Annotated in this window: 24 protein-coding genes; 9 read left to right on the top strand and 15 right to left on the bottom strand. The window is 61.5% G+C overall.

Annotation, left to right across the window (positions count from 1 at the left end; all coding sequences use genetic code 11):
- Window positions 1–73: 73 nt before the first annotated feature.
- Window positions 74–328: a hypothetical protein gene (locus AC0QUY_RS12830; protein ID WP_475387086.1), complete on the bottom strand. Its 255-nt coding sequence runs from the start codon at window positions 326–328 to the stop codon at window positions 74–76.
- A gap of 236 nt (window positions 329–564) precedes the next feature.
- Here AC0QUY_RS12830 and AC0QUY_RS12825 point away from each other — a divergent pair, with 236 nt between their 5' ends.
- Window positions 565–1473, top strand: a complete 909-nt coding sequence (locus AC0QUY_RS12825) for a sugar-binding transcriptional regulator (RefSeq protein ID WP_475387085.1) — start codon at window positions 565–567, stop codon at window positions 1471–1473.
- A 7-nt stretch (window positions 1474–1480) separates the two neighbouring features.
- Here AC0QUY_RS12825 and phnY read toward each other — a convergent pair whose 3' ends face one another.
- The 5 genes from phnY to aepX are packed head-to-tail and all read right to left on the bottom strand — an operon-like array spanning window position 1481 to window position 7253.
- Entirely contained in the window at window positions 1481–2842 is a 1362-nt protein-coding gene (gene phnY / locus AC0QUY_RS12820) for a phosphonoacetaldehyde dehydrogenase (RefSeq protein ID WP_475387108.1), read from the bottom strand.
- Window positions 2727–3881, bottom strand: a complete 1155-nt coding sequence (locus AC0QUY_RS12815) for a DMT family transporter (RefSeq protein ID WP_475387084.1) — start codon at window positions 3879–3881, stop codon at window positions 2727–2729. Before AC0QUY_RS12815 ends, phnY begins: the two co-directional genes overlap by 116 nt.
- On the bottom strand, window positions 3878–5116 hold the full coding sequence (aepY, locus tag AC0QUY_RS12810) for a phosphonopyruvate decarboxylase (protein WP_475387083.1): 1239 nt from the start codon (window positions 5114–5116) through the stop codon (window positions 3878–3880). Before aepY ends, AC0QUY_RS12815 begins: the two co-directional genes overlap by 4 nt.
- 56 nt (window positions 5117–5172) lie before the next feature.
- Window positions 5173–6246: a methyltransferase gene (locus AC0QUY_RS12805; protein WP_475387082.1), complete on the bottom strand. Its 1074-nt coding sequence runs from the start codon at window positions 6244–6246 to the stop codon at window positions 5173–5175.
- 56 nt (window positions 6247–6302) lie between these two features.
- The gene (gene aepX, locus AC0QUY_RS12800; RefSeq protein ID WP_475387081.1) at window positions 6303–7253 is read right to left on the bottom strand and encodes a phosphoenolpyruvate mutase; all 951 of its coding nucleotides are present in this window, start codon (window positions 7251–7253) and stop codon (window positions 6303–6305) included.
- Window positions 7254–7370: 117 nt separating this feature from the next.
- On the opposite strand from aepX, the gene AC0QUY_RS12795 reads away from it, so the two are divergent.
- A complete protein-coding gene (locus AC0QUY_RS12795) occupies window positions 7371–7514 on the top strand; it encodes a hypothetical protein (protein ID WP_475387080.1) in 144 nt (47 codons plus the stop codon).
- 120 nt (window positions 7515–7634) lie between these two features.
- Window positions 7635–8516: a hypothetical protein gene (locus tag AC0QUY_RS12790; protein WP_475387079.1), complete on the top strand. Its 882-nt coding sequence runs from the start codon at window positions 7635–7637 to the stop codon at window positions 8514–8516.
- Here the strand turns inward: AC0QUY_RS12790 and AC0QUY_RS12785 are convergent.
- Window positions 8481–8876 carry a nuclear transport factor 2 family protein gene (locus tag AC0QUY_RS12785; RefSeq protein WP_161853977.1) on the bottom strand — a complete coding sequence of 132 codons (396 nt, stop codon included), beginning with the start codon at window positions 8874–8876 and terminating at the stop codon, window positions 8481–8483. The genes AC0QUY_RS12790 and AC0QUY_RS12785 overlap by 36 nt on opposite strands.
- On the bottom strand, window positions 8876–9658 hold the full coding sequence (locus AC0QUY_RS12780; RefSeq protein ID WP_475387078.1) for a hypothetical protein: 783 nt from the start codon (window positions 9656–9658) through the stop codon (window positions 8876–8878). The genes AC0QUY_RS12785 and AC0QUY_RS12780 overlap by 1 nt, the downstream gene beginning before the upstream one ends.
- A gap of 203 nt (window positions 9659–9861) precedes the next feature.
- Between AC0QUY_RS12780 and AC0QUY_RS12775 the strand changes: the two genes are divergently transcribed.
- Window positions 9862–10299, top strand: coding sequence for a helix-turn-helix domain-containing protein (locus tag AC0QUY_RS12775; RefSeq protein WP_475387077.1), 438 nt, complete (start codon window positions 9862–9864; stop codon window positions 10297–10299).
- 3 nt (window positions 10300–10302) lie between these two features.
- Here AC0QUY_RS12775 and AC0QUY_RS12770 read toward each other — a convergent pair whose 3' ends face one another.
- Window positions 10303–11232: a LysR substrate-binding domain-containing protein gene (locus AC0QUY_RS12770; protein ID WP_475387107.1), complete on the bottom strand. Its 930-nt coding sequence runs from the start codon at window positions 11230–11232 to the stop codon at window positions 10303–10305.
- 155 nt (window positions 11233–11387) lie between these two features.
- On the opposite strand from AC0QUY_RS12770, the gene AC0QUY_RS12765 reads away from it, so the two are divergent.
- Genes AC0QUY_RS12765 through AC0QUY_RS12745 form a run of 5 tightly spaced genes read left to right on the top strand, consistent with a single transcriptional unit; the run spans window position 11388 to window position 16454 of the window.
- Entirely contained in the window at window positions 11388–12539 is a 1152-nt protein-coding gene (locus AC0QUY_RS12765; RefSeq protein WP_475387076.1) for an ABC transporter ATP-binding protein, read from the top strand.
- On the top strand, window positions 12532–13473 hold the full coding sequence (locus AC0QUY_RS12760) for a carbohydrate ABC transporter permease (RefSeq protein WP_475387075.1): 942 nt from the start codon (window positions 12532–12534) through the stop codon (window positions 13471–13473). The genes AC0QUY_RS12765 and AC0QUY_RS12760 overlap by 8 nt, the downstream gene beginning before the upstream one ends.
- Window positions 13470–14306, top strand: coding sequence for a carbohydrate ABC transporter permease (locus tag AC0QUY_RS12755; RefSeq protein WP_475387074.1), 837 nt, complete (start codon window positions 13470–13472; stop codon window positions 14304–14306). Before AC0QUY_RS12760 ends, AC0QUY_RS12755 begins: the two co-directional genes overlap by 4 nt.
- 30 nt (window positions 14307–14336) lie before the next feature.
- Entirely contained in the window at window positions 14337–15617 is a 1281-nt protein-coding gene (locus tag AC0QUY_RS12750) for an ABC transporter substrate-binding protein (RefSeq protein WP_475387073.1), read from the top strand.
- A 9-nt stretch (window positions 15618–15626) separates the two neighbouring features.
- Window positions 15627–16454 carry a phosphodiesterase gene (locus AC0QUY_RS12745; RefSeq protein ID WP_475387072.1) on the top strand — a complete coding sequence of 276 codons (828 nt, stop codon included), beginning with the start codon at window positions 15627–15629 and terminating at the stop codon, window positions 16452–16454.
- Between the two features lie 128 nt (window positions 16455–16582).
- Here AC0QUY_RS12745 and AC0QUY_RS12740 read toward each other — a convergent pair whose 3' ends face one another.
- From AC0QUY_RS12740 to AC0QUY_RS12715, 6 genes are all read right to left on the bottom strand, one after another.
- Window positions 16583–17791: a cytochrome P450 gene (locus AC0QUY_RS12740; RefSeq protein ID WP_161853970.1), complete on the bottom strand. Its 1209-nt coding sequence runs from the start codon at window positions 17789–17791 to the stop codon at window positions 16583–16585.
- Window positions 17792–17873: 82 nt separating this feature from the next.
- A complete protein-coding gene (locus AC0QUY_RS12735; protein ID WP_475387071.1) occupies window positions 17874–18824 on the bottom strand; it encodes a catechol 2,3-dioxygenase in 951 nt (316 codons plus the stop codon).
- Window positions 18825–18837: 13 nt separating this feature from the next.
- Window positions 18838–19683 (bottom strand): ABC transporter substrate-binding protein, encoded by an 846-nt coding sequence (locus AC0QUY_RS12730; protein WP_475387106.1) that lies wholly within the window; start codon window positions 19681–19683, stop codon window positions 18838–18840.
- 7 nt (window positions 19684–19690) lie between these two features.
- A complete protein-coding gene (locus AC0QUY_RS12725; RefSeq protein WP_161853968.1) occupies window positions 19691–20383 on the bottom strand; it encodes a 4-carboxy-4-hydroxy-2-oxoadipate aldolase/oxaloacetate decarboxylase in 693 nt (230 codons plus the stop codon).
- Window positions 20380–21105 carry a PIG-L deacetylase family protein gene (locus AC0QUY_RS12720; RefSeq protein ID WP_475387070.1) on the bottom strand — a complete coding sequence of 242 codons (726 nt, stop codon included), beginning with the start codon at window positions 21103–21105 and terminating at the stop codon, window positions 20380–20382. The genes AC0QUY_RS12725 and AC0QUY_RS12720 overlap by 4 nt, the downstream gene beginning before the upstream one ends.
- Before the next feature lie 55 nt (window positions 21106–21160).
- Window positions 21161–22165 carry a Bug family tripartite tricarboxylate transporter substrate binding protein gene (locus AC0QUY_RS12715; RefSeq protein ID WP_475387069.1) on the bottom strand — a complete coding sequence of 335 codons (1005 nt, stop codon included), beginning with the start codon at window positions 22163–22165 and terminating at the stop codon, window positions 21161–21163.
- Window positions 22166–22178: the final 13 nt, after the last annotated feature.

Genomic DNA, 22178 nt, shown 5'->3' with positions numbered 1-22178 from the left:
GCCGCGCCGGAGCGACTTGGTTTGGCGTTCATTGTCGCGAATGGCGATCACATCATCCCGAACGTAGAGTTGATCAGACGGCTGAGATCGGAGAGCACGCCGCGCAGGGCGACAGCGCAGAACCTGTAAACATCGAAGTCGTTGCGAAGGCCCCGATGTCGGGCTTGTTCTGATGGGCAGCCAAGATCGATCCGGGTCCGCCGACATCAGCGACAACGCCGCTTTGATCACCCATCACCCCGATCACGATCTTGCTGTCGGAAAATTGCGCGAGGGCAGATGTTGCCCAGCCGCACAAAAGTAATGACCCGATGATCAGCCGACGCATGGACGATCTCCTGTTTCCAAGCTCGGCGGACAGATAGAGGGACCACGTAACACATTTGTGACGGCCAAGGCACATTTGGGCACTTGTGGACAAGTATGAAGATTTGCCATTCCGACCCGGAAACAGGCAAACAGCGGATCCTGAAGCTGATCGGAGGATCGGGCGTGTTGATTCGAGGCCCGCAAGCGGCATCAAACGAAGGCGAAGCCGGGGATGGTCGAGCCGAGGCCGCGTTGGTGGCCAAAATCTGCTGGTACTATTTCAGGGAAGGTCAAACCCAGGACGCGATCGCGCAGCGGCTGAAGATGACCCGCAAGCGCGTCAACCGGATCCTTGGTGACGCCCGGGAAAGCGGCTTCGTTCAAATCACGATCGCCGACCCGGCGGGCCTACGCACCGAGCTTGAAGAAGAGCTCATCCGCAAATTCAATCTGCGTCACGCCATCGTGGTCCCGGTCCCCATGGGCGGCACCGACGTGCGTTCTTTCGTCGGCGCCGCCGCTGCGCGATACGTCGCCGAGTGCCTTCCGCCGTCGGGTTCGCTGGGAATCACCTGGGGAGGCACCATCAATGCGGCAGCCCAAAACCTGCCGCAGCGATCCGGAGACGGCACCCGCGTGGTGCTGATGTCCGGCGGTTTGGCCGAAAGCGCGCCGATCAATCCATATGACAATGCGACGATGATTGCCCGGGCGCTCGGCGCGCGATGCTATTATCTGACCGCGCCAATGTTCGCCGAGACTGCCGAGTTGAAGGACATCCTCGTCGCCAGTGAGCCCGTACGCTCCGTGCTCGCCATGGTGCCCTCCCTCGACGTGGCGCTGTTGAGCGCGATTGACCTTTCCGAGCAATCGAAGGCGCTCGAATACGAGGTCATTTCTCGGGAAACCTGGGCTTCGTTGCTTGAAGCGGGCGCCGTCGGCGATATCTGCGGTCACTACCTCGATTCGTCAGGCAAGCCGCTTCGTCACCCCCTGGTGCAGCGGACGATCAATCCGCCGATCGAGCATGTGCTCCAGATCAGGCATCGGATTCTCGCGGCCGGCGGCGAGCACAAGGTCCCCATTATTCGCGCCGGCCTGTTGGCTGGGTTCTGCCAGGTCCTGGTCACCGACGAAGCGGCCGCGTCCAAACTCCTGGATTGAGCTCGCCTCACCACGGCAGCGAGTAGGTTTTGATATTCGTAAAGCTCTTCATGGCTTCCAGCACGCCCTCCTTATGGCCGAGGCCGGAATCCTTGATGCCGCCGAACGGTGTCAGCTCCGTCCGGTATCCCGGAACTTCCCATACGTTGACGCAGCCGACGTCGAGGGCATCGACAAAGCGGGTGATGGTGTCGAGCCGGTTTGTGCACAACCCCGCCGACAGACCGAAGGCCGTCGAGTTGGCGATGGCGATGATGTGTTCGATATCGTCAAGGCAGCGAATGATCGGCAGGACGGGACCAAAGGTCTCTTCGCGCACCAACTCGCAATCGGGCGGAACATGGTCCAGCAGTGTCGGCGGGTAAAGCCCGCCTTGCGGAGTATTGCCGAGCAGCAAACGCGCGCCGCACTGAACTGCGGCTTCGACGCGTCCGGCGATGATCGACGCCGCCTTCGCGTTGATGACCGTCCCCACATCCGTCTCGGGGTCCATCGGATCCCCTGCCCTGAGGCGCTTCATCAGAGAGAGGGTCGTTTCGGCAAAGCGATCGGCAACGCTTTCGACCACCAGGGCCCGTTTGACGGCGGTACAGCGCTGCCCGGAATTCTTGGTCGCGCCCTGCACCGCCAATCGGGCGGCGCGGTCGAGATCGGCATCACCCAATACGATCAGAGGATCGTTCCCGCCGAGCTCGAGCACCAGCCTCCTGTATCCCACCCGTTCGGCGATTCTCTTTCCGGCCGCTACCGACCCGGTGAACGTCACCAGGTCGATGTCCGGATCATTGATCATCGCGTCTCCCAGCGAACGTGGTTCGCCGGTAATCACCGACAACATTTCCGGCGGCAGGCCCGCCTCATAAAGCAGATCGGCAAGAGCAAGCGCGGTCAAAGGCGTCGCTTCCGCCGGCTTCAGCACGGTCCTGTTGTTGGTCGCGATCGCCGGAGCGAGCTTGTGACTCACGAGATTCAGGGGATGGTTGAAGGGGGTAATTGCTGAGATGACGCCAAGGAGCGGCGTCCTTGTCGCGAATATGCGTCTAGCCTGCGCCCCTCCTCCGATGTCGCCCGCGTAAATCTCTCCATCGTCCCGGAGCACGGCTTGCGCTGCGAAGGACCAGACATCCCTGGCCCGCGCGGTTTCATGCAGCGAGTCTTTCAAGCACAGGCCGCTTTCCGATGTAATGAGATGCGCTAGCCGGTCCCGGTTTGCTTCGATCGCCTCTGCCGTGGCCAGGAGGATCCGCGCCCGCTCACGCCTTGTGAGCTTGGGACGAAATGCCCGGGCGATCGCGAAGGCCCGCCGAGCGTGCTCGGGACGCGCCTGTGGCACCGCAGCTATTACCTGATCGGTAAACGGGTTCCGCACGTCGATGAACGAATCCGAAAGAACATCCTCTCCCGCGATCTTCATCGGGTGACAGACACGTGTCGGATCTAACATCGCGTGGCTCCATGTGGTGTTCGCTGACGATCGCGGGTTTCCAGGTGCGTGAAATCGTACTCACAGCGAGTGGCACCCTTGACCGCCGCCAAATTGCAATGGCGACGCCAACGATCATAAGAACCCAGGCAACCACGACGCACGTGATGGGAGTATCCCGTTGCAAGACGGCAGCCGCAACCAGCGCGACGACAGGGATGAGAACGAGGCTCTGAGATGCGATCAGCGAGGAAATACGGCTGAGCGCGCGGTACCAAGCGACGAATGCCAAGCCGGTCGCCACGATCAAGTTCAATGCGATAGACCAGGCAAGTATCGGCAACAGAGTCCAGTCAAGCCGACGTTCCAGCAGCAACGATGCAACGATGACAATGCCCCCTGCGGTCGCCAGTTGAAAAACGGCGCGGTTCCACACATTGATGTCGCTGGGAGCGCGTTTATGAATCCATGTTCGCAGCGCCCAGCTGAAAGCCGCCATTGAAAGCAACGCGAGGCCCAGGATGTCATAAGGTGTCTCCACCGGCACCGTACCCGACGCCAGCATCCCGAGACCAAGCATGCCGCAGGTCAATGCCACGAGATCAAGGAGCGATTGCATTTGGCGATCGATCGTCCATTCAATGGCGACGAGCGACAAGGGCATCGTATAGAAGATCAGGGCGCTGGTGCCGACATCGAAATACTGCAAGCCGACAAAAGCCAGCCCGAGGCCTCCGGCCATTTGAAGGAGAGCCAGCGCGACAAGCCTGCCCTTCCCTTCACAACCGCTCTGGAGTGGGTATCCAACACACAGGCGGACAACGCCGACCGCGATGGCCCCGCCGAGCAAACAGATGCCGGTGAAAAACAGCGGCGGCGAAGACTGCAAGACATTCTTGATCGCAACCCAGTTCGTGCCGCAAAGAATGACCGCGAATGAGAGGCCGCGGAAGCTGGTCAGCCTATCGACCGCCTGATGTTTCACCCGGCCACTCCCGCTGGTACGGCTTGCAGATCGAAGGCCTCCGGCTGGTTCAGCGCGATCTGGAACGCTTCTTTGTTTTCCTCCGGGCTATGACGAGACGTCACCCGGGGTAACGAGCGCGAATGCGATTGATTGACCTTGCAGAGCAGGAAGTGCGGCCCTTCGGTCGACAGGCTTCGCGCAACCGCCTCGCCCAATTCGGCGCCGGTCACGCACCGGCAGACCGCGTGGTACCCGCAAGCCGCGGCAACGGCTTCCAGCGAGGAAGTGACCGAGGTGGATTCCTGCTTCCCTGTTGAGACGTAGCCTTCGTTATCGAGCACGACGTGCAGGAAATTTCGGGGAGATGCGTACCCGATCGTGGATAACACTCCCATATGCATCAGCACGGCACCATCGCCATCCAGCGCGACCACGCGGCGCGATGGATGCGCGAGCGCGACGCCGGCAGCCACCGCGCTGCAATGGCCCAACGATCCCTGCATGTAAAAATTCTCTGGACGGTCGCTCACGCGAAACAGCTCCCGGGAGATGAACCCGGTCGTCGAGACGACGAGATCGGTGGGTCGCAGGGCTTCGCTGATGATCTCAAGGGCGCATCCGACGCTAAGTGGATAGCCCTCCACTTGTTGCTCGCCGTTGGCGACGACGCCAAGCCCCGCCGACAGCTGACCTTTGCGGACCAGAATCGCAAACGAGACCGATCGCTCGAATGCCTCTTCGGCCTTCTGGAGCGTCGCCATGAACCCCTGCGGCGTCCCGTCGAACTCGCTCCACGGGATTGCCAATTGATCGAGCAATGCATGGGTTTTGGCGCCCATGATGCGGTGCTGCGGCTCGTCCTCGGGCTCGTCGGTATGTCCCCGCACGGAGATCAGAAGCAGCGTTGGAATGCAGTTGATCTGGACCAGCGACGTCAGCGGATTGATGATGTTTCCCAGTCCGGAATTCTGCAGGGCGACGACGCTTCGTTGCCCCGCCAGCGTCGCGCCGACGGCGAACGACAGCGCGCTGCCTTCGTTCGACGCCGGGACTGACGTGATATCCTTGTCCAAGGCGACCTGCTGGAACAGATCAGCGAAATTCGAGCAAGGTACCCCGGAAAAAAACTCATACTTCTGCTGCTTCAGCAGACCCAGGAGCGTCGTTGTCGACATGGTCATTTTGGATTCCCTTCCCACAGGCGATATTTTTCCTCGCGCCGGACAGCGCGCAGCGGTGGCTGCCGTCAGCATCGACGGCAGCAGGATCAGGCGAAGCCCTTCGGATTTTGTCCGGATAGGGCTCTTGTTCAGTTGGAGCTGCCGGCGATCTTTCGCGCCGTGATCAGGCTTCGGTTGCAAATCGACTTGCGATAGTCGACGTGCTGAAAGCCTGCACCTTCCATGAGGGAACGCATGTCCTCGAAACTGTAACAGCAGCCCTCGTAGCTGGTGGTCAGCAGGACCGAATATTCGGCCTCCTCCACCGGCGCAGGCCCGCCCCGGTCGTCCGGGTGACAACTGAAGACGGCTACCCGGCCGCCAGGCAGCAAGCTTCGGTACGACTTGTCCAGCAACAGCCGCACTTTCTCCGGTCCCCAATTGTGGAGGACATGCGAATAGAGATGGAGCGAAGCGGTCTGCGGAAACGGATCGACAAACATGTCTCCGGCGATCACGCGCGCTCTCGGCGCGGTCAGCTTGCGGTCGGCAAGACATCGCGTGGCGAGCTGGTCGACCGGAGGACGTTCAAATATCATCGCCGACAGATTGGGATACCGGTTGAGCAGGTGCGCGGAATAGACTCCGGATCCACCTGCCACATCCAGGACAGCCGTGTCGTGCGTACAATCGAGCAGGCGCACGAGGTCGGGAGCAAAAATCCGCCCGCGCTCCTCCATTCCGCGCGTATTCAGATCGGCGAAATCGTCGGTTTGCATCAGCTCGTCGAAGTTGGTCGCGTCACCACGCTCGACATGCCACGTATCAGGTGTGTCCAGGCGTAATACGTCGTAAATCTCCCGGACAGACGATTTGTACTTCATGACGGCGATGTAGGAGGAAATGTTCTCGCTCGAGTTGCGGCTCAAGTAGCGCCGCGCAGATGCTGAAGCGAGAAGCTTGCCGTCGACGTTGTCGAGCAGTCCCCAGGACTCAAACAGCCTGATCATGGTTCGCGTCGGCCGTTCCTTGATCTTAAAATGGCCGCGCAGCTCCGCTTCGGTCGCCGGTGTCTCATCGAGATAGGTGAAGAGATCGAGCCACGAGACCGCCGCGATATAAAGGTCGGCCGCGTAGGAACTATCGCGCCATTGGATCACCTGGGCGATGTCAGGTGCAGGAAGCTGGCTTGGTATTGAGGCCGCCAGTGTTGATTGAAGCATGGTACGAATCTCCGCGTTCGAAGGGCTCTACGCTGTGGGATAGAGGGACCGGAGACTCACGCTTTCGCGTGACCATTTCCGTTGTACGTCGGCAAGTAGCGCTCCTCGGCAGTAGCGAGTTCGCCGTAGCGCAACAGACCAAAGACCTCGTCGAGCGTGGCGACTTCGCCTTCGATGCCGGCGATGCTTTCCTCGGCGATAATGCGGCCGCAAATGTCTCTCATCCCGGCGATCGCCGCCCGCATCGAGTGGTTGGCCCAGATCACCGTGGAGATGCCGGCTTCGCGATAAGCGGAGACAGGCGTTCGATAGTATTTGGTGGGGACGATCACGACGGGAAGCCGGTTCTGCCAGGCGCCGGTGAAGGCGAGGATCTCGTCCGCCACGCTCTTGCGCGAATGAATGAGGATGGCGTCAGCTCCGGCCTCCGCATAGGCATGGGCGCGCGTAAGCGCCTCGTCCATCCCGTGGCCAGCAATCAGCGCCTCGATCCTGGCGACGAGGACCAGGTCGTCGCCTACCGTATCTTTCACAGCGCGGAGCCGGCCCGAGAATTCGCCGGTATCGGCAAGCGGATGCCGATCGCCGACGAACGAATTCATTTTGGGAAAGCCCTTGTCCTCCAGCGCAACCCCGGCGGCGCCGCGCTGCTGTAGCTTGCGCGCCAGAAGGCGTGCGTTGTTGAAATTGCCAAAGCCGCTATCGCCGTCGACAAGCACCGGAAGGTCGGTCGAGTCCACCATGCGCTCGACGACATCAACGAGCTGGGTCCAGGAAGCTTCGTTGGCGTCGCGGTAGCCGAGCGAGCACGAAATTGAAAGGCCGGATGCCCAGAGTCCCTTGAAGCCTGCGCGCTCGGCGATGGCGCCCGACAGACCGTCGTGGGCCTCCATCAGGAATGAGAGCTCGTGATTGCAGCAGATCTGGTTGCGAAGCTTGTGCGCCGCTTGCGACGTGGAGTGGTGATGATGGCCGTTCGCGACGATGGACTGTTTTTGCGGTTGCATGCCGAACTCCTTGAGCGTCTCATTGACCACCAATAGTTGTCACTCATTTCATCTCGTCGTCAATATCTAATTCTAGTTGTCATGGAAAAATCTAATTGTAGTTGATATGCGTAACTGGTGCCCGAGCAGACGCCGCCGATTGCGCGCGCCACTTCAAATCACTGCAACCGGGAAGGGATTCGCTCCCTGACCTCGCGCATCCAGATTTGGGACAACGACTGCGGCAAGCGGATGCAGAAGAACGCCGTCACCAAAGCGTGAAGCCAATCATCCATCGAATTTTGATGTCTAGCGTAGCGAGTGCGGTTAAGATGACGCAACTTCGCCAAATAATAAGCGCTCAATGGACGACTTTGCTCCGGGTTGACGGGTGAGGGTCGCATGCAAACTATCGTTCTGGATGACCACGGCCGCACATGGGACGCACGATCCTCGGCCTTGCGAAGTTCCCTGCACTGCTCACTTCCTGATTTCGATTTTCTGACCTACCTCGTCGAAAATCTGGGATATGTGGCGGTCACGAAAATCGCTCCCAATGCGGCGCGCATCCGATTTCAGCCCGAAACGGTGTCCCAAACGAGCATCGCCGCAGCTCTATACTGCCTCGCTGATATGGGGGTCGAGCGCACCATCATTTCCCACCCGGGTCAGTTCGTCGAGAAGCTGGTCCCGAGTTTCGCGCAGACGATCGCCTACTTTGCCGAGCAAACTGCTGCGAGCCATCCGAAAACTTCTCGCGCGTTCGCGGGCAGAGAGCTGCCGCTCGAAATGCTTGCCAGCGCGGACAAAGCACTTGCATCACTTTTCGCGCATTGGATTGATTCCAAGCAGGTTTACGATTCAGCGAAGTTGGCCGACGTGTTGCCCGATTCGCTTCGTGGGCGCTTCATACTCGTCGAGCCCGTGGATGGCCGCCTGACCATTACCGAGGTCGGACCTGGCTTTGAGATTTTTGGCGAGACCTGGCGGAAGAATGCGCGAGGCCTGCCTATGGAAGAACAACCGGATTACAATTACGGCCAGTGGGTGCAAGGCATTTACCGCCGTGTCCAGGAGACGCTGGTGCCGCGCCTGGACGAGGTGAACGCCACGATCAGACGGCCAGACAGGAACGACAGCATTCACTGCCATTATCAGCGTCTCATCTTGCCGTTCACGTGCAAGGGAAGCGGGGGAACATGCCTTCTCGGCGCATCGGCCGTTGACTTCTGGAAGCAACAATCCGCCCTAGATCGCCGGGCTGTCGAAGAATGTCCGGCGTAGATCAATCCGCCCTTCCCTTATGCGGTAGACATCCGCAAATCGCATGCTGAGATTGCGCCCATTCTTGGCAACGCCGGAAAAGCTGCCCCAGCACGCAATGTTTGCGCCGTCGCTCAGCACCCTCTCGACGCGATGCTGGCCGAGCGAAATAATCCGTTTCGTCAGGTAAAAGTCCAGGATAGCCGGCTTTCCGACGAACGGTTCATAACCCGGTCGTTCGTAGATCGCCTCGTCGTGGAGAAATTCGGAAAGCCCTGCCCAGTCCCTGCCGTCGATGCAACCGAACAGCGCTTTGACAAGCCCTTCTGAATCCTCGGGACGAAAGGTTTGATTATTTAATACCGCCACGCCTTGCGACATCAGTGATTTGCGTCCTCGGCAATGCGGGGCCCAATAACAGGGACATTCACCCGGTCCATGATTGCTGCAAGATCGGCAAGGAGTTCGTCAGACTGCATCCAGCCCAGTCCGCAACGCATCTCGCCAAGCGGCGACGCCACAAGTTCAATGCAGCTATGCTCGATCTTCGTGTATCCGGCACGCTCTGCCAGGCCGCCGGCGATGACGGCATCGGCCATCATGCCGATCGTGAAATCGCTATTCCAGCGTGTGAAGGCATATGCCCGCGCAATGCGCGATTGGATGGTTGCGAGGTCCTTGCCTCTGAAATCACGCCGATACCAGACGGCACCGGAAAAGACGACGCGCCCGCTGATTTTCTCGGCAATCGGCGTGGTGATCTTACAGCGATCTCCACGCGCGAATGCGGCATCGGGATCGGCAAAGAACATTCGCAGCGAAGCGGCCTCGTCCTTGAGAGACGTTCCCGGCCAATCATAGATGCGCGCCGCTTGGGTTGTGACGACCTCCCCATGCTTGTTCCGCCCGATCAGAACAAAGGCTGTCTCCGGCGTAACGCCGCCCAAAGCCTCGTCAAACACCGGCACAAGCGGGCGCCAGCTATCGGAGTTGGCTTTATTGGCTTCGATGAGATCCTGCAGGCTGGCAAAGGACAGCGTCACTCCCAAATCCCTTGCAGCGGTGTCGGCCCAGAGGAAGAACCTCCCGAGCAGGCCCACCGGTCCGTGTTTGATCTTGAGTTGAGTGGGTAGGCGTCCCGATTTCGGAAGAGGCTCTTGCATGGATTTCGTCCCGCCATTCTCACATCGTGTGGTTGAGGCCTAATAATCCGTGCATTTGTAACCCGCATGACATAATTCTAGTTGATAATGCCGCCCAGGAGTTGATATGCCATTTCCACCATTCCAGTTGATTGTACCGAGCAAGAATTCAACCGCGGTGCTTGATGCCTTCTGAATCTTCCGAGAAGAAATCGAAATCCCGCATGCCGAACAGACGCGGCGCCAAAATGAGGGTCTCGTCGAAGAAGCCGACCCATGTCGACGAGCACGTGGGGAAGCGGCTACGTCTTCGGCGCAACCTCCACGGCTTGAGTCAGGACGAACTGGCTAGGCGTCTTGGTCTGACATCGCAGCTCATCCAAAAGTATGAAGCCGGGGAAACCCGTATCAGCGCGTCAAGACTCTACGGCATTGCCGTGCAACTTGCCGTCCCGATCACATGGTTCTTCGACGAGTTGGAAAGCAAGAAACGACCGTCCGCCGAATCGAAGCAAACCGCCGAGGCGCAGGATTGGAGCGAACTCGTTACGAAGCGAGAGTCGCGTCAGCTCCTCGAACTCTACTTCGGCATTGCCGATGAGCGCCTACGTCGAAAATTGATGGAAGTCGCGCAGCTTCTGAAGACAACTGGCGCGGAATAGGAGCTAGCTGAGACGTAACCCGTCCACAGCCGGCGCGGGAAAACCTATGGCGTCCCCATAGGGCGACATGCGGTGCGCGTGGAAGAACAGCTCCACCAGCCGCCCTCGTTTACCCGCGAGGGAAAAGATGTATTCCGGCGACTCCGCTTCCATCTCCGCAATCAAGACCTTCGCGATACGGTCAACGCGGCTCGAGCCATGCTCCCAGCCGAAGCCTATGCCGAGCTTGTTCGCTACCGCCTCCAGCATGCCTTCCCGCGTATTGACGACGATCGCAGGCGTCGGGCGCAGCCCCGCCAGCCGGAAGGCTTTATCCACCGTGCGCTGTGCCGAGGAGTCGCGGGAGCGAAACACCAGCGGATGTTCCATCAGGTTTATGATCGCAACCGGGGCCTGGCTGACCAGCGCGTAGCCCGGATGGCACATCGCCACCACGCGCTGCTGGATGCAGGCTTCGCGGCGAAAACGGCTGTCGTCGGGGACTTCGGGCAGCACGGCAACATCGACCCGCTGGTCCACCACCGCGGCGACAATGGTCGACCAACTGCCGATCTCGATGCTGATCTGGACCTTCGGGAACAGCTTTCGAAAGGTCGCGATCAGCAACATGCCGGGCATGGCGTTGCCGAGCCCGATGCGCAACTCGCCGCCCGACAATTCGTCACGCTGCTGCAGGATCGCGAGCGCTTCGGCTTCGATCGATTGTACCTTGTTGGTCGCAGCATAGAGCCTGCGACAAAGCGTCGTCGCGATCAGCGTGTGTCCGTGTCGGTCGAACAGCGCCACACCGTATTCGGCCTCCAGCTCGCGCACGAGCTGGGCCACCGCCGGCTGCGAAACCCCTAGCCGGCGTGCTGCAGCAGCAAATGTGCCGGTCTCGAATACCGCATTGACCGCGCGCACGCGGGACCAAGTCAACGCCACAGCGCACATTCCCAGGTTGCGGCCGACGTCCCGACGTTTCAAACACGGCCAAAAGGACTTCTTGGGTCCAGCATAAGATTGGCCTTTGAACGTTATGTGACTGTCAGACCGTCCGCCTAACCCTGTGCGCAACGCAATGGGACGCACGGGGACAGATACGCGAAATGGCGCGGATTGAACTCAACGGTATCCGGAAGTCCTTCGATGCCACCGAAGTGCTGGGGGGTATCGATCTCACCATCGAAAACGGCGAATTCCTCTCGCTGGTCGGTCCCTCAGGCTGCGGCAAGTCCACCCTGCTGCGCATCATCGCCGGCCTTGAGCCGCAGAGCGCGGGCCAGGTGACCATCGACGGCAGCATCGTCGACGGCATCCGTCCGAGCGCGCGCAATCTCGCGATGGTGTTCCAGTCCTATGCGCTCTATCCGCATTTGAGCGCCTTCGACAACATGGCGGTGCCGCTGCGCATGCGCCGCCTATCGACCGTCGAGCGCCTGCCGCTGCTCGGTTCGTTGCTGCCCAGCCGCCGCCGCGAAGAGCGGAGCATTCGCGCCGATATCGCAAAGGTCGCGGCCCAACTCGAAATCTCCCACCTCTTGCAGCGCAAGCCCGCACAATTGTCGGGCGGTCAACGCCAGCGCGTGGCTGTCGGGCGTGCCATGGTGCGCCAACCCGAGGCGTTCCTGTTCGACGAGCCGCTTTCCAACCTCGACGCCAAATTGCGCGTCCACATGCGCGCCGAGCTGGCGGAGCTGCATCGCAGCCTGAGAAGCACCTTCATTTACGTGACGCACGACCAGGCCGAGGCGATGACCATGTCGAGCCGCCTTGCCGTGATGATCGGCGGCGAGCTGGTGCAAGTCGGCAGGCCCGCCGAGATCTACGACAACCCTCGCGACGTCAGGGTCGCTGAATTCGTCGGCAGCCCGAAGATCAACATGATGCCGGGCCGGATCCGCGACGACGGCCGGATCGAGGTTTTTGGCCACGTCCTTCGGCTAGCCAGCTCTCAGCCGCCGGAGAACTGCCGCATCGGCGTCCGCTCGGAGCGGATCGAGCTCGGCAATGGTCCGTTCTCGGGCGCCGTCATCCATGTCGAGAACATGGGCGCGGAAGCGTTCGTGCATATCGGCCTGCATGGCACCGAGGCGCGGCTGGTCGCACGTGTCAACGACGTCAGGCGGCTGCCCGATATCGGAAGCCACCTCTCCTTCAACTTCGCTGCCGATGCTGTGCGCGCCTTCAACAGCGCGGGCAAACGCATCGACGTGACGGCAGAGCAGCCCGAGCGGATCAGGGAGCGCGCCGTTGTCTGACAACGCGGCCACCATCGACGACGTAGCCATCCGCCTATCCGTCCCGGCGGCGGCGCCGCGCCGCGGCCGCTTGCCATTGACGCCCTATGGGCTGGTGGCGCCGGCGCTGACGCTGATGCTGATGATGCTGCTCGGCCCGCTGGCCGGCGTGATCGCACTGTCTTTCACCGACTATCAGCTCGGCGCACCGAGCCTGTCCTGGATCGGGCTTGCCAACTACCACGAGATGTTCGCCGACAGGGTATTCTGGATCTCGCTGCGCAACACGCTGGTTTATGTCGGCATCGTGGTGCCCGGTGCGGTGACCGCGGGCCTCGCGATCGCGCTGCTGATCCAGAGCGGCACCAGCCTGCGCAGCCTCTATCGCACCATCTACTTCCTCCCGGTCATGGCCACGCTGATCGCGATGGCCGTGGTGTGGGAGTTCATGCTGCATCCGCAGTTCGGCCTGGTGAACGGCGTGTTGCGCGAGATCGGCGTTGCCGGCCCGAGTTGGCTGCAGGACCGCAGCACCGCGCTCTACGTGTTGTGCGCGATCGGCGTCTGGCAGGCGGCAGGCTTCAACATGGTGCTGTTCCTGGCCGGTCTCGTCTCGATCCCAAAGCCGCTCTATGAGGCCGCCGAGATCGACGGCGCTTCCAGCGCCTGGGCGCGCTTCCGGCTGGTCACCTGGCCGCTGCTGCGGCCGGTGACCACCTTCGTGGTCGTGATATCAGGCATCCGCTCCTTCCAGGTATTCGACACCGTGCATGTGCTGACCAAGGGCGGTCCGTCGAAATCCACCGAGGTGCTGATCCACAGCATGTACACGGAAGGATTCGAGTTCTTTCGCTCCGGCTACGGCGCGGCGCTCACCGTGGTGTTCCTGACCTTCATTCTGCTGCTCACACTCATCAAGTCGAGGCTCGCCGACCGCGGCGTGCAATACGCATGACGACGCCTGCGAAACTCTCGCTCTGGTCGGTCACTCGCCACATCCTGCTGATCGCGGGCGCCGTCGCGATGCTGCTGCCGTTTGTCTGGATGATCTCCACGGCATCGAAGCCGCCGTCGGAAGTGTTCTCCAGCGAGCTGCATCTCATCCCGCGGCATTTCGCACTGTGGGAAAATTTGCAGACGGCGTTTGCAAAAGCCAATCTCTGGCGCTTCCTGCTCAACGGCGTGATCGTCACCGTCTCGATCTTCGTCCTGCAGTTGCTGGTCGCCTTGCCCGCGGCCTACGCCCTGGCAAAACTGCGCTTCGTCGGCCGCAATGCGCTGTTTGCGCTGGTACTGTTCGGCATCCTGATCCCGCCACAGGCAACCGCCATTCCGGTGTTCCTGCTCCTGCACAAGCTCGGGGTACTCGACAGCTATGCCGCGCTGGTGTTGCCCTTCACCATTTCCGTGTTCGGCATCTTTCTGATGCGCCAGTTTTTCCGCAACGTGCCCGACGATCTCGTCGATGCGGCGCGGATGGACGGCATTTCCGAGTTCGGCATCGTCTGGCGGGTGATGCTGCCGGCCGCGATCCCGGCGGTGACCGCCTTTGGCATCTTCTCCGTGGTGGCGCACTGGAACGACTATTTCTGGCCGCTGATCGTGCTCAACAGCGAGCATCTGCGCACCCCACCGCTGGCGGTCGCGCACTTCCGCAATGCCGAGGCCGGCACCAATTACGGGGCGCTGATGGCGGCCGCGATGGTGATCATCGCGCCGCTGCTGGTCGCTTTCCTGCTCGCCCAGCGCCGCTTTGTCGAGGGCATCGCACTCACTGGAATCAAGTAACGCGTCATCTCAAACAAAGGGGAGTCTTCAATGCTGAAATCCTGGATCGCGGCAGCTGCGCTGTCGCTTGTGGCCAGTGCGTCGCTAGCGCAAACGCAGACCGAAATAGTCATGCAGTATCCCTATCCGGAGCTGTTCACCGAGACTCACAAGAAGATCTCGGAGGAATTTGCCAAGGTTCAGCCGAACATCAAGGTGACGATGCGCGCGCCGTACGAGTCCTACGAGGATGGAACGCAGAAGGTGCTGCGCGAGGCCGTCACCAACCAGATGCCAGACGTCAGCTTCCAGGGCCTCAACCGGATCCGCGTTCTCGTCGACAAGAACATCCCGGCCCAGCTCGACGACTACATCGCGGCCGAAAAGGATTTCGACAAGCAGGGTTTTCACCAGGCGATGTTCGACATCGGCACCGCCAGCGGCAAGGTCTATGCCCTGCCCTTCGCGATTTCGCTCCCCATCGTTTATGTCAATCTCGACCTGGTGAAGCAGGCCGGCGGCGATGCCGCCAATCTGCCGAAAACCTGGGATGAGCTGATGGCGCTGGCGAAGAAGATCAAGGCGCTCGGCAACGACATCAACGGCGTCACCTATGCATGGGATATCACCGGCAACTGGCTGTGGCAGGCGCCGGTGTTCTCGCGCGGCGGCACCATGCTCAATGCGGATGAGACCCGCGTCGCGTTCAACGGACCGGAAGGACAGTTCGCGATCCGCATGCTCGCCCGCCTCGTCACCGAGGGTGGCATGCCCAATCTCGATCAGCCGGCGATGCGCGCCGCCTTCGCCGCCGGAAAGACAGGTTTCCACATCACCTCGACGTCCGACCTCAACAAGGTCACCCAGATGGTCGCCGGCAAGTTCGCGCTGAAGACCCACACCTTCCCGGACGTGGTATCACCGAACGGCCGCCTGCCGGCAGGCGGTAATGTCGTGCTGATCCTGTCGAAGGACAAGGCCAGGCGCGATGCCGCCTGGGAAGTCGTAAAATTCTGGACCGGACCGAAGGGCGCGGCGATCATGGCCGAGACCACCGGCTACATGCCGCCGAACAAGGTCGCCAACGAGGTCTATCTCAAGGACTTCTACGTCAAGAATCCGAACAACTACACCGCCGTGAGCCAGCTCGCGCTGCTCACCAAATGGTATGCCTTCCCCGGCGACAACGGGCTGAAGATCACCGATGTGATCAAGGATCACCTCAACTCGGTGGTCACGGGCGCGCGGGCAAAGGAGCCGGATGCGGTGCTGGCCGACATGGCGGCCGACGTCCAGAAGCTGCTGCCGAAGACCACCGGAACGGCGCGCTGAGCTGGTACGATGAAATTCGTCATCCTCACCGATACTCACTTTGTCGCGCGCGGCCGCAAGATCTATGGCCTCGATCCCGCCGAACGGCTTGCGGCTGCGGTCGATTGCATCAACCGTCAGCACCGCGACACCGCCTTCGTCATCATTACCGGCGACCTCGCCCATTGGGGCGAGGATGCAGCTTACGAAAATCTCGCCGATGTGCTCTCCGGCCTCAACGCGCCAACCATGCTGTTGATGGGAAATCACGACCGGCGCGACGCCTTTGCGCGCTACTTTCCCGGCGTAAAGCGTGGCGCCGGTGGGTTCGTTCAAGCCATGCAGGTGTTCGATGAAGCGACGGTCGTCACGCTGGATACGCTGAACGAGGCCGCGCCCAATCATGAAGGCCTACTCTGCGCCGATCGCCTCGACTTCCTGGAGCAGGCGCTGCGCTCTGCGCCGACCGACCGGCCGCTGCTGCTGTTCCAGCACCATCCGCCCTTTGACACCGGCTTACGCTATATGGACACCATTCGCCTCGCCAATCCCGAGGCGGAATGGGATGTGATCGCGCGGACGCGCCGGCCGGACTATCTGTTCATGGGCCATCTGCACCGGCCGATCGCGGGTATCTGGAACGGCATACCCTTCCACATCCAGCGCGCGCTGGCGCATCAGGTCGCGTTCGATCTGGAAACCGAAGGCCACATCCCTGGCTCGCACGAGCCGCCCGATTATTCGCATGTCACTGTTGCCGGCGGACAGATCGTGATCCACCAATGCCCGTTCCTATACGCCGGCCCGCGCTTCTCGCTGCACGACAAGGCCGCGCTCGACGGTCTGCTCGAGCGATAGCATGGCGCGTTTCGTACCGGCACCCATCGAGCGTTGCGAAACCGAACGGGATCGCAGCTTATCGCGCAAAATCGCAAGACTGGTCGTGGGAGGACGTTAGGCAGGCTTCAGCCTTCCAGCCGCGCTTCTCAATCCGCCGCCGCAACCGGCAGCGCCGCGATCATGCGGATGCCGGGCCGTCTCCGCCAATGAACTTGTGACGGCTCGACGACCAGCTTCAATCCGGGCCAGCGCGTGAACAGCGCCTGCAGCGCGCAAATCCCCTCGATGCGCGCGAGCTGATGGCCGAGACAGAAATGGATGCCGGTGCCGAACGACAAATGCCGGTTCGGCCGCCGCTCGAGATCGAGCCGTTCTGGACATTCGTTCGCCTGCGGGTCCAGATTGGCGGCGACGAGCATCGCCATGACGCGATCGCCCTTATTCAATTTCACGCCTTCGAGATCGACGTCCCGGCGCACGTAGCGCGGCTTTGAGAATTGCACCGGCGAGACGAAACGCAGGAATTCTTCCACCGCAAGGCCGGCACGACTCCAGTCCGCCGCGAGCCATTCGCGCCTGGCCGGATCCTTCAGCAGTTCGAAAACCGATCCGCTGATCAGATGCGTCGTGGTCTCGGAGCCGGCGTTGAGCAGCAGGAACACCATCGCGACCATCTCGTCCGGCGTGATGCGTCCGCCCTCCTTCTCGACGCGCACCAGTTCGGCGATCAATCCTTCGCCGCCCTCCTCGCGCGCCGCCTGCAGCCGTTCCTGCAGATAGCGACGCATTTTGAAGAGTCCGCCGATCAGCCGCAGAAAGCTGAACGCGTTGGTGAGATGCGCGAGCGAGTTGGCCCAGGCGATGAATTTCGGCCGGTCCGCCGGCGGCAGGCCGAGCAACTCGCAGATCACCGCCAGCGGCAGCATCCGCGCATAACGCTGCACCAGATCGGCTGGACTGCCCGCCGCAAACAATTCGTCGGCGAGACGATCGGCGATGGCGCGGATATGAGGTTCCATGTCGAGCACGGCACGGCGGCGGAATGCTTCGTCGACGATGTCGCGCAGCCGCGTGTGATCCGGCTCGTCCATCGTCAGCATGTTGTTGGCGACGGTGCCGATGACGCGCGGCATCCACCAGGGCAATCCGACCAGCGCACCACCTTCCTTGCGCAACGTGAACGTCGCGCTGTCCTTCAGTACGTGTGCAGCCGCCTCGTAGGTCGTGGTGACCCAGACGCGGCCGATGATCGGAAACCGCGTTGCAACGACGGGGCCAAGCGCGCGCAGTTGGGCAACGCCCGCCTCGGGATTACGAAAGAAGGCCTCGCTGGTGAAATCCACGTGCCGCACCATCGACTACCTCAAAATGCCGTTCATACCGTCGCATCAAGATGGTGCGTGACATTGCAGGCGCAAGGTGGAGTTCACCGGTCGTTCACACCGGCGGCGTGCCGTGGGTGTGGAACGACTCGATCGTCTTCAGGCCCCAGGCCTGGCCCTTCTTTCGTTCCTCCTCGGTCCAGACGATCGGTTTCCAGTCGGGTGCGAGGATCAGGCGGGCACCGGCGTTGGCGACCTCGACGCGGTTGCCGCCGGGCTCGTAGACATAGAGGAAGAAGGTCTGCTGGATCGCGTGCTTGTGCGGGCCGGTCTCGATATGGATGCCGTTGTCGAGAAAGATATCGGCGGCACGCAGGATTTCCTCGCGGCTGTCGAGAGCGTAGGTGACGTGGTGGAAGCGACCGGACCTGCCGTAATGATCGCGGGTATAGGCGAAGTCGTAGCTCTTGTTCGACATCGTCATCCACATCGCGGCTTCCGTGCCGTCGTTGAGCACGATCTGCTCGGTGGTGCGCAAGCCGAGATAATTTTCGAAGAACAGCCGGTTGGCCTTGATGTCGACCGCGAGGCAATTGAGGTGATCGAGCCGGCGGACATTGACGCCGCGCGCGGGAAACCGCTGCGCCTGGTTCTTCAGCGCAGGCTTCAATTCCGGCGGCGCCTGATACCATTCGGTCTCGTAATAGAGCTCGACGATATGGCCATCGGGATCGCGGCAGCGGAACGCCGGCCCCTGCCCCATATCGCCATCGGTCCAGCCGATGTCGAAACCGGATCCCTTCAGCGCGGCGACCCTGCGCTCCAGCGCCTGCGGGCTGCGCGCGCGCAACGCCATGTGCGCCATGCCTGACGTCTTTGATGCCGTCAGCTTGAGCGAGTAGCGCTCGTAATCGTCCCAGCCGCGCAGATAGACCGACTCGCCCTTCTGACCGCTAACCGTCATGCCCATGACGTCGACGAAGAATTTCAGGCTTTCGTCCGGCTTCGGCGTCAGCAATTCCATGTGCCCGAGATGGGCCAGATCGAAGATCGGCTCGGGGGTCATTGCACTTCTCCCTCTAGCGCAATGCGCGCGTTACGTCGTCGAACAGTTCGTCGACGGCAAATGCGCGCGGAATGAGCTTTTGCTGCGCGGAGTAATCGATAATCAGCTGCAGCGACCGCTGCATTTCGTCTCGGCTGAAACGCGGCCCGGCTGGTGCAGCGGCGGCGGATTCGGTGAGCAGGCGATGGACCTCCCGCACCGCGTCCGGATGTTCTTCCGACAATCTCCGGCCCACCACGACCATATGGTTGATCGGCACCACACCGTGCTTGTCGAACCAGGCTTTCTCCTCGACCTCAACATCGGCAAACAGCGGCTTCAAATCGGGATGATCGGATTTTTCGCCGAGCACAAGATCGAGTTCACCGTCCATCAGCATCTGCATGATCTGCTGGCCGGCCGGCGCCCGCTTGGTCGTGTCTACGAACTCCGCGACATGGGCGTCCTCGAACGTCACCCAGTCGATCGAATCGAGATCGACCCCATAGTCATTTGCAAGAATGCCGCGCAGCCACGCCCCGGTGGTCGTCGTAAAGGAGCGGATGCCGACGCGCTTTCCCTTAAGGTCGCGCGGCGTGAGCTTTCCTGCCTTCGTATTGTAGATCGCATGGCCATGCTGAAACCGCGCCAGCACGACGTCCGGCAGCAGCACCATCGGCTTACCGAAGGATCTTGCCATCAGATAGGTGACGATCGCCATCTCCGAGACGTCGAACGCTCCTTCGCGGACCATCGGCTTGAAGCCCTTGTTGGTCGGCGAATACGACGCGAAATCGAATTCGACCAGATCGGACCTGATCGAGCCGTTCTTTAGCGCGGCCGTGCCTGGATAGTCGCCGAGCAAGGTGCGCAGGCGCATCGCCACCTCAGTCCTCCTCCAGCGCGTCGACATAGACGAGGCCGGCCTTCGCCAGCGGCTCACGCATGTTGTACATGTCGAGCCCGAGCACGCCGGCGGCGAGCTTTTGGCGCTTGCCGTCTTCGTCGGCGACGCGCTTTTCGCCTTTGGCGGCCACGTCGGCAGCGTCCTTGCGCCCGATCACGACCACGCCATCGTCATCGGCGACCACGGCATCGCCCGGCTTGACATTGATGCCGGCGCAGACCACGGGCACATTGACCGCGCCCAGCGTCGCCTTCACCGTGCCCTTGGCCGAGATCGCCTTCGACCACACCGGAAAGCCCATCTCGCGCAGCGATTTGGCGTCGCGGACGCCGGCATCGATGACGAGCCCCTTGACGCCGCGCGCCATCAGCGAGGTCGCGAGCAGGTCGCCGAACATGCCGTCGGTATTGTCTGTCGTGCAGCCGACCACCAGGATATCGCCGGGCTGGCACTGCTCGACCGCAACATGGATCATCCAGTTGTCGCCGGGCTGCGCCAGCACGGTCACGGCGGTGCCGGCGGCTTCGGCCCCGCTCCACACCGGGCGCAGATACGGCTTCATCAGCCCGAAGCGGCCATAGGCCTCATGCGCGGTGGCGACGCCGAGCGCACCGAGCCGTTTCACGAGTTCAGCATCGGTGCGCTTGATGTTGCGGACGACGACGGTCTTCATGCCAGTTCCTCCATCGCCATCGGGAACAGCCGCTGATAGGCCTCGCCATAGGTCATCGGCTTGCCGGTGTTGCGGCCGCCCTGCACGCCCCGCTGCAGCGCGACGCGCTCGTAATAGGCCCACAGATGTTTCTGCGCGGCGAGGATCTCGAACGTCTTCCGCTTGATCTCCCAGACCTCATCGATGTTGAGGATCACCTGCGGCTTGAAATTGCACATCTCCGGCTGGTGCGGCTCGAACAGGAACACCGGCGGCGCGGAGTAGGTGTATTTGGCGCCGGGCTTGTGGCCCATCGCCTGCGCGACCACGCGGGTTTCCTGGGCAAAGTGCGCGGCGTTCGGGTGATCGAAATTATAGGGATCCTCCAGTGCGTGGGTCAGTACGAAGGACGGGTTGAGCTCGCGGTAGATATCGACCATGCGGTCGAAATGCTTATCCGTCAGCCGCAGCGGGTAATCTCCGGCATCGAAGAATTCGATTTCCGCCCCCAGCATCTCCGCTGCGCGCTGCGCCTCGTCGCGCCTTCCGGCCTTCACCTTCTCCATCGTCGCCCCCGCCTCCTTCCAGGCGAACTGGCTCTCGCCGCGCTCTCCGAAGGATAGGCAGGCGATCTTGACCCGATAACCTTTCTTCACATGCAGCGCGATCGCGCCGCCCGCGCGCCAGACGAAATCGCCGGGATGCGCCGTGACCACAAGGCCCGTTTTGCCAGCGGTGCTCATGATCGGGATTTCCTCCTTGGCTTGTTGCACACTGCCGGCTGCACCGGCGGCGCGACTATTGTTTGGCAATTCCTGCCCGCTCGATCACCTGAGCCCATTTGTCGATGTCGCTCTTCAGGCGCGCGAGGATTTCCTCGGGCGAACTGGCCTTGGCCTCGATGCCTAGTTCAAGCGCGCGCTTCTTCAAATCCGGCGTGTCGAGCACTTCGCGCAGCGCGGCGTTGAGCACCTTGATCACCTCCGGCGGCGTGCCCTTGGGTGCAAAGATCGCGTTCCATGACCTTGCCTCGAAATCACCGCCGCCCGCTTCCTTTACCGTCGGCACGTCCGACAAAAACGTGGTCCGCACGGGCCCCGAAGACGCGACGGCAATCGCCGCCTTGTCGGCAATGTGCGACTGCACAGCACTGAAGTTCTCTATCGCCATCTGGATGTCGCCACGCAAGAGCGCGATCAGCACCTCCGGCGAACTGCGGAACGGCACGATGGTGACATCGACACCGGCGGTTGATTTGAACAATTGCGCCGCAAGGTTCTGGGTCGAGCCGACATTGATGGTGCCGACATTGAGCGCGCCGGGCTTCTGCTTTGCTGCCTTGATGAACTCCGCCAGCGTCGGATAAGACGATCCCGCCTGGGTGGTGAAGATGAAATCGAAATAACCCATGCTCGAAACCGGCACGAAATCGGTCACCGGGTTGAACGTCAGGTTCTTGAACAGCGATACGGAAATCGCGGTGCCGTTGCTGAACAGCGCCAGCGTATAGCCGTCCGCGGGGGCAGTCAGCACCGCGCGCGCCGCGTTGATGCCGCCGGCACCCGGCATATTCTCGATCACGAAGCGCTGGCCCAGCTTCTCGCCGAGCCGCTCGGTGACCAACCGCGCCGTGACGTCGGCCACCCCGCCGGCGCCGAAAGGGAGGATCAGCCGCACCGGCTTGTTCGGATAGTTTTGCGCATGGGCGATTTGCGGAAGCAACAGCGCCGCCAGCAAGGCGGCGATGCCGACGAACGACACGACATGCCGGCTCAATGTGAATCGCTCGCGTTTATCCGCCATCGCCCGCGCTCCC

The organism is Bradyrhizobium sp. WYCCWR15520, assembly GCF_056174665.1.
This window is presented reverse-complemented; position numbering and strand designations above follow the sequence as displayed.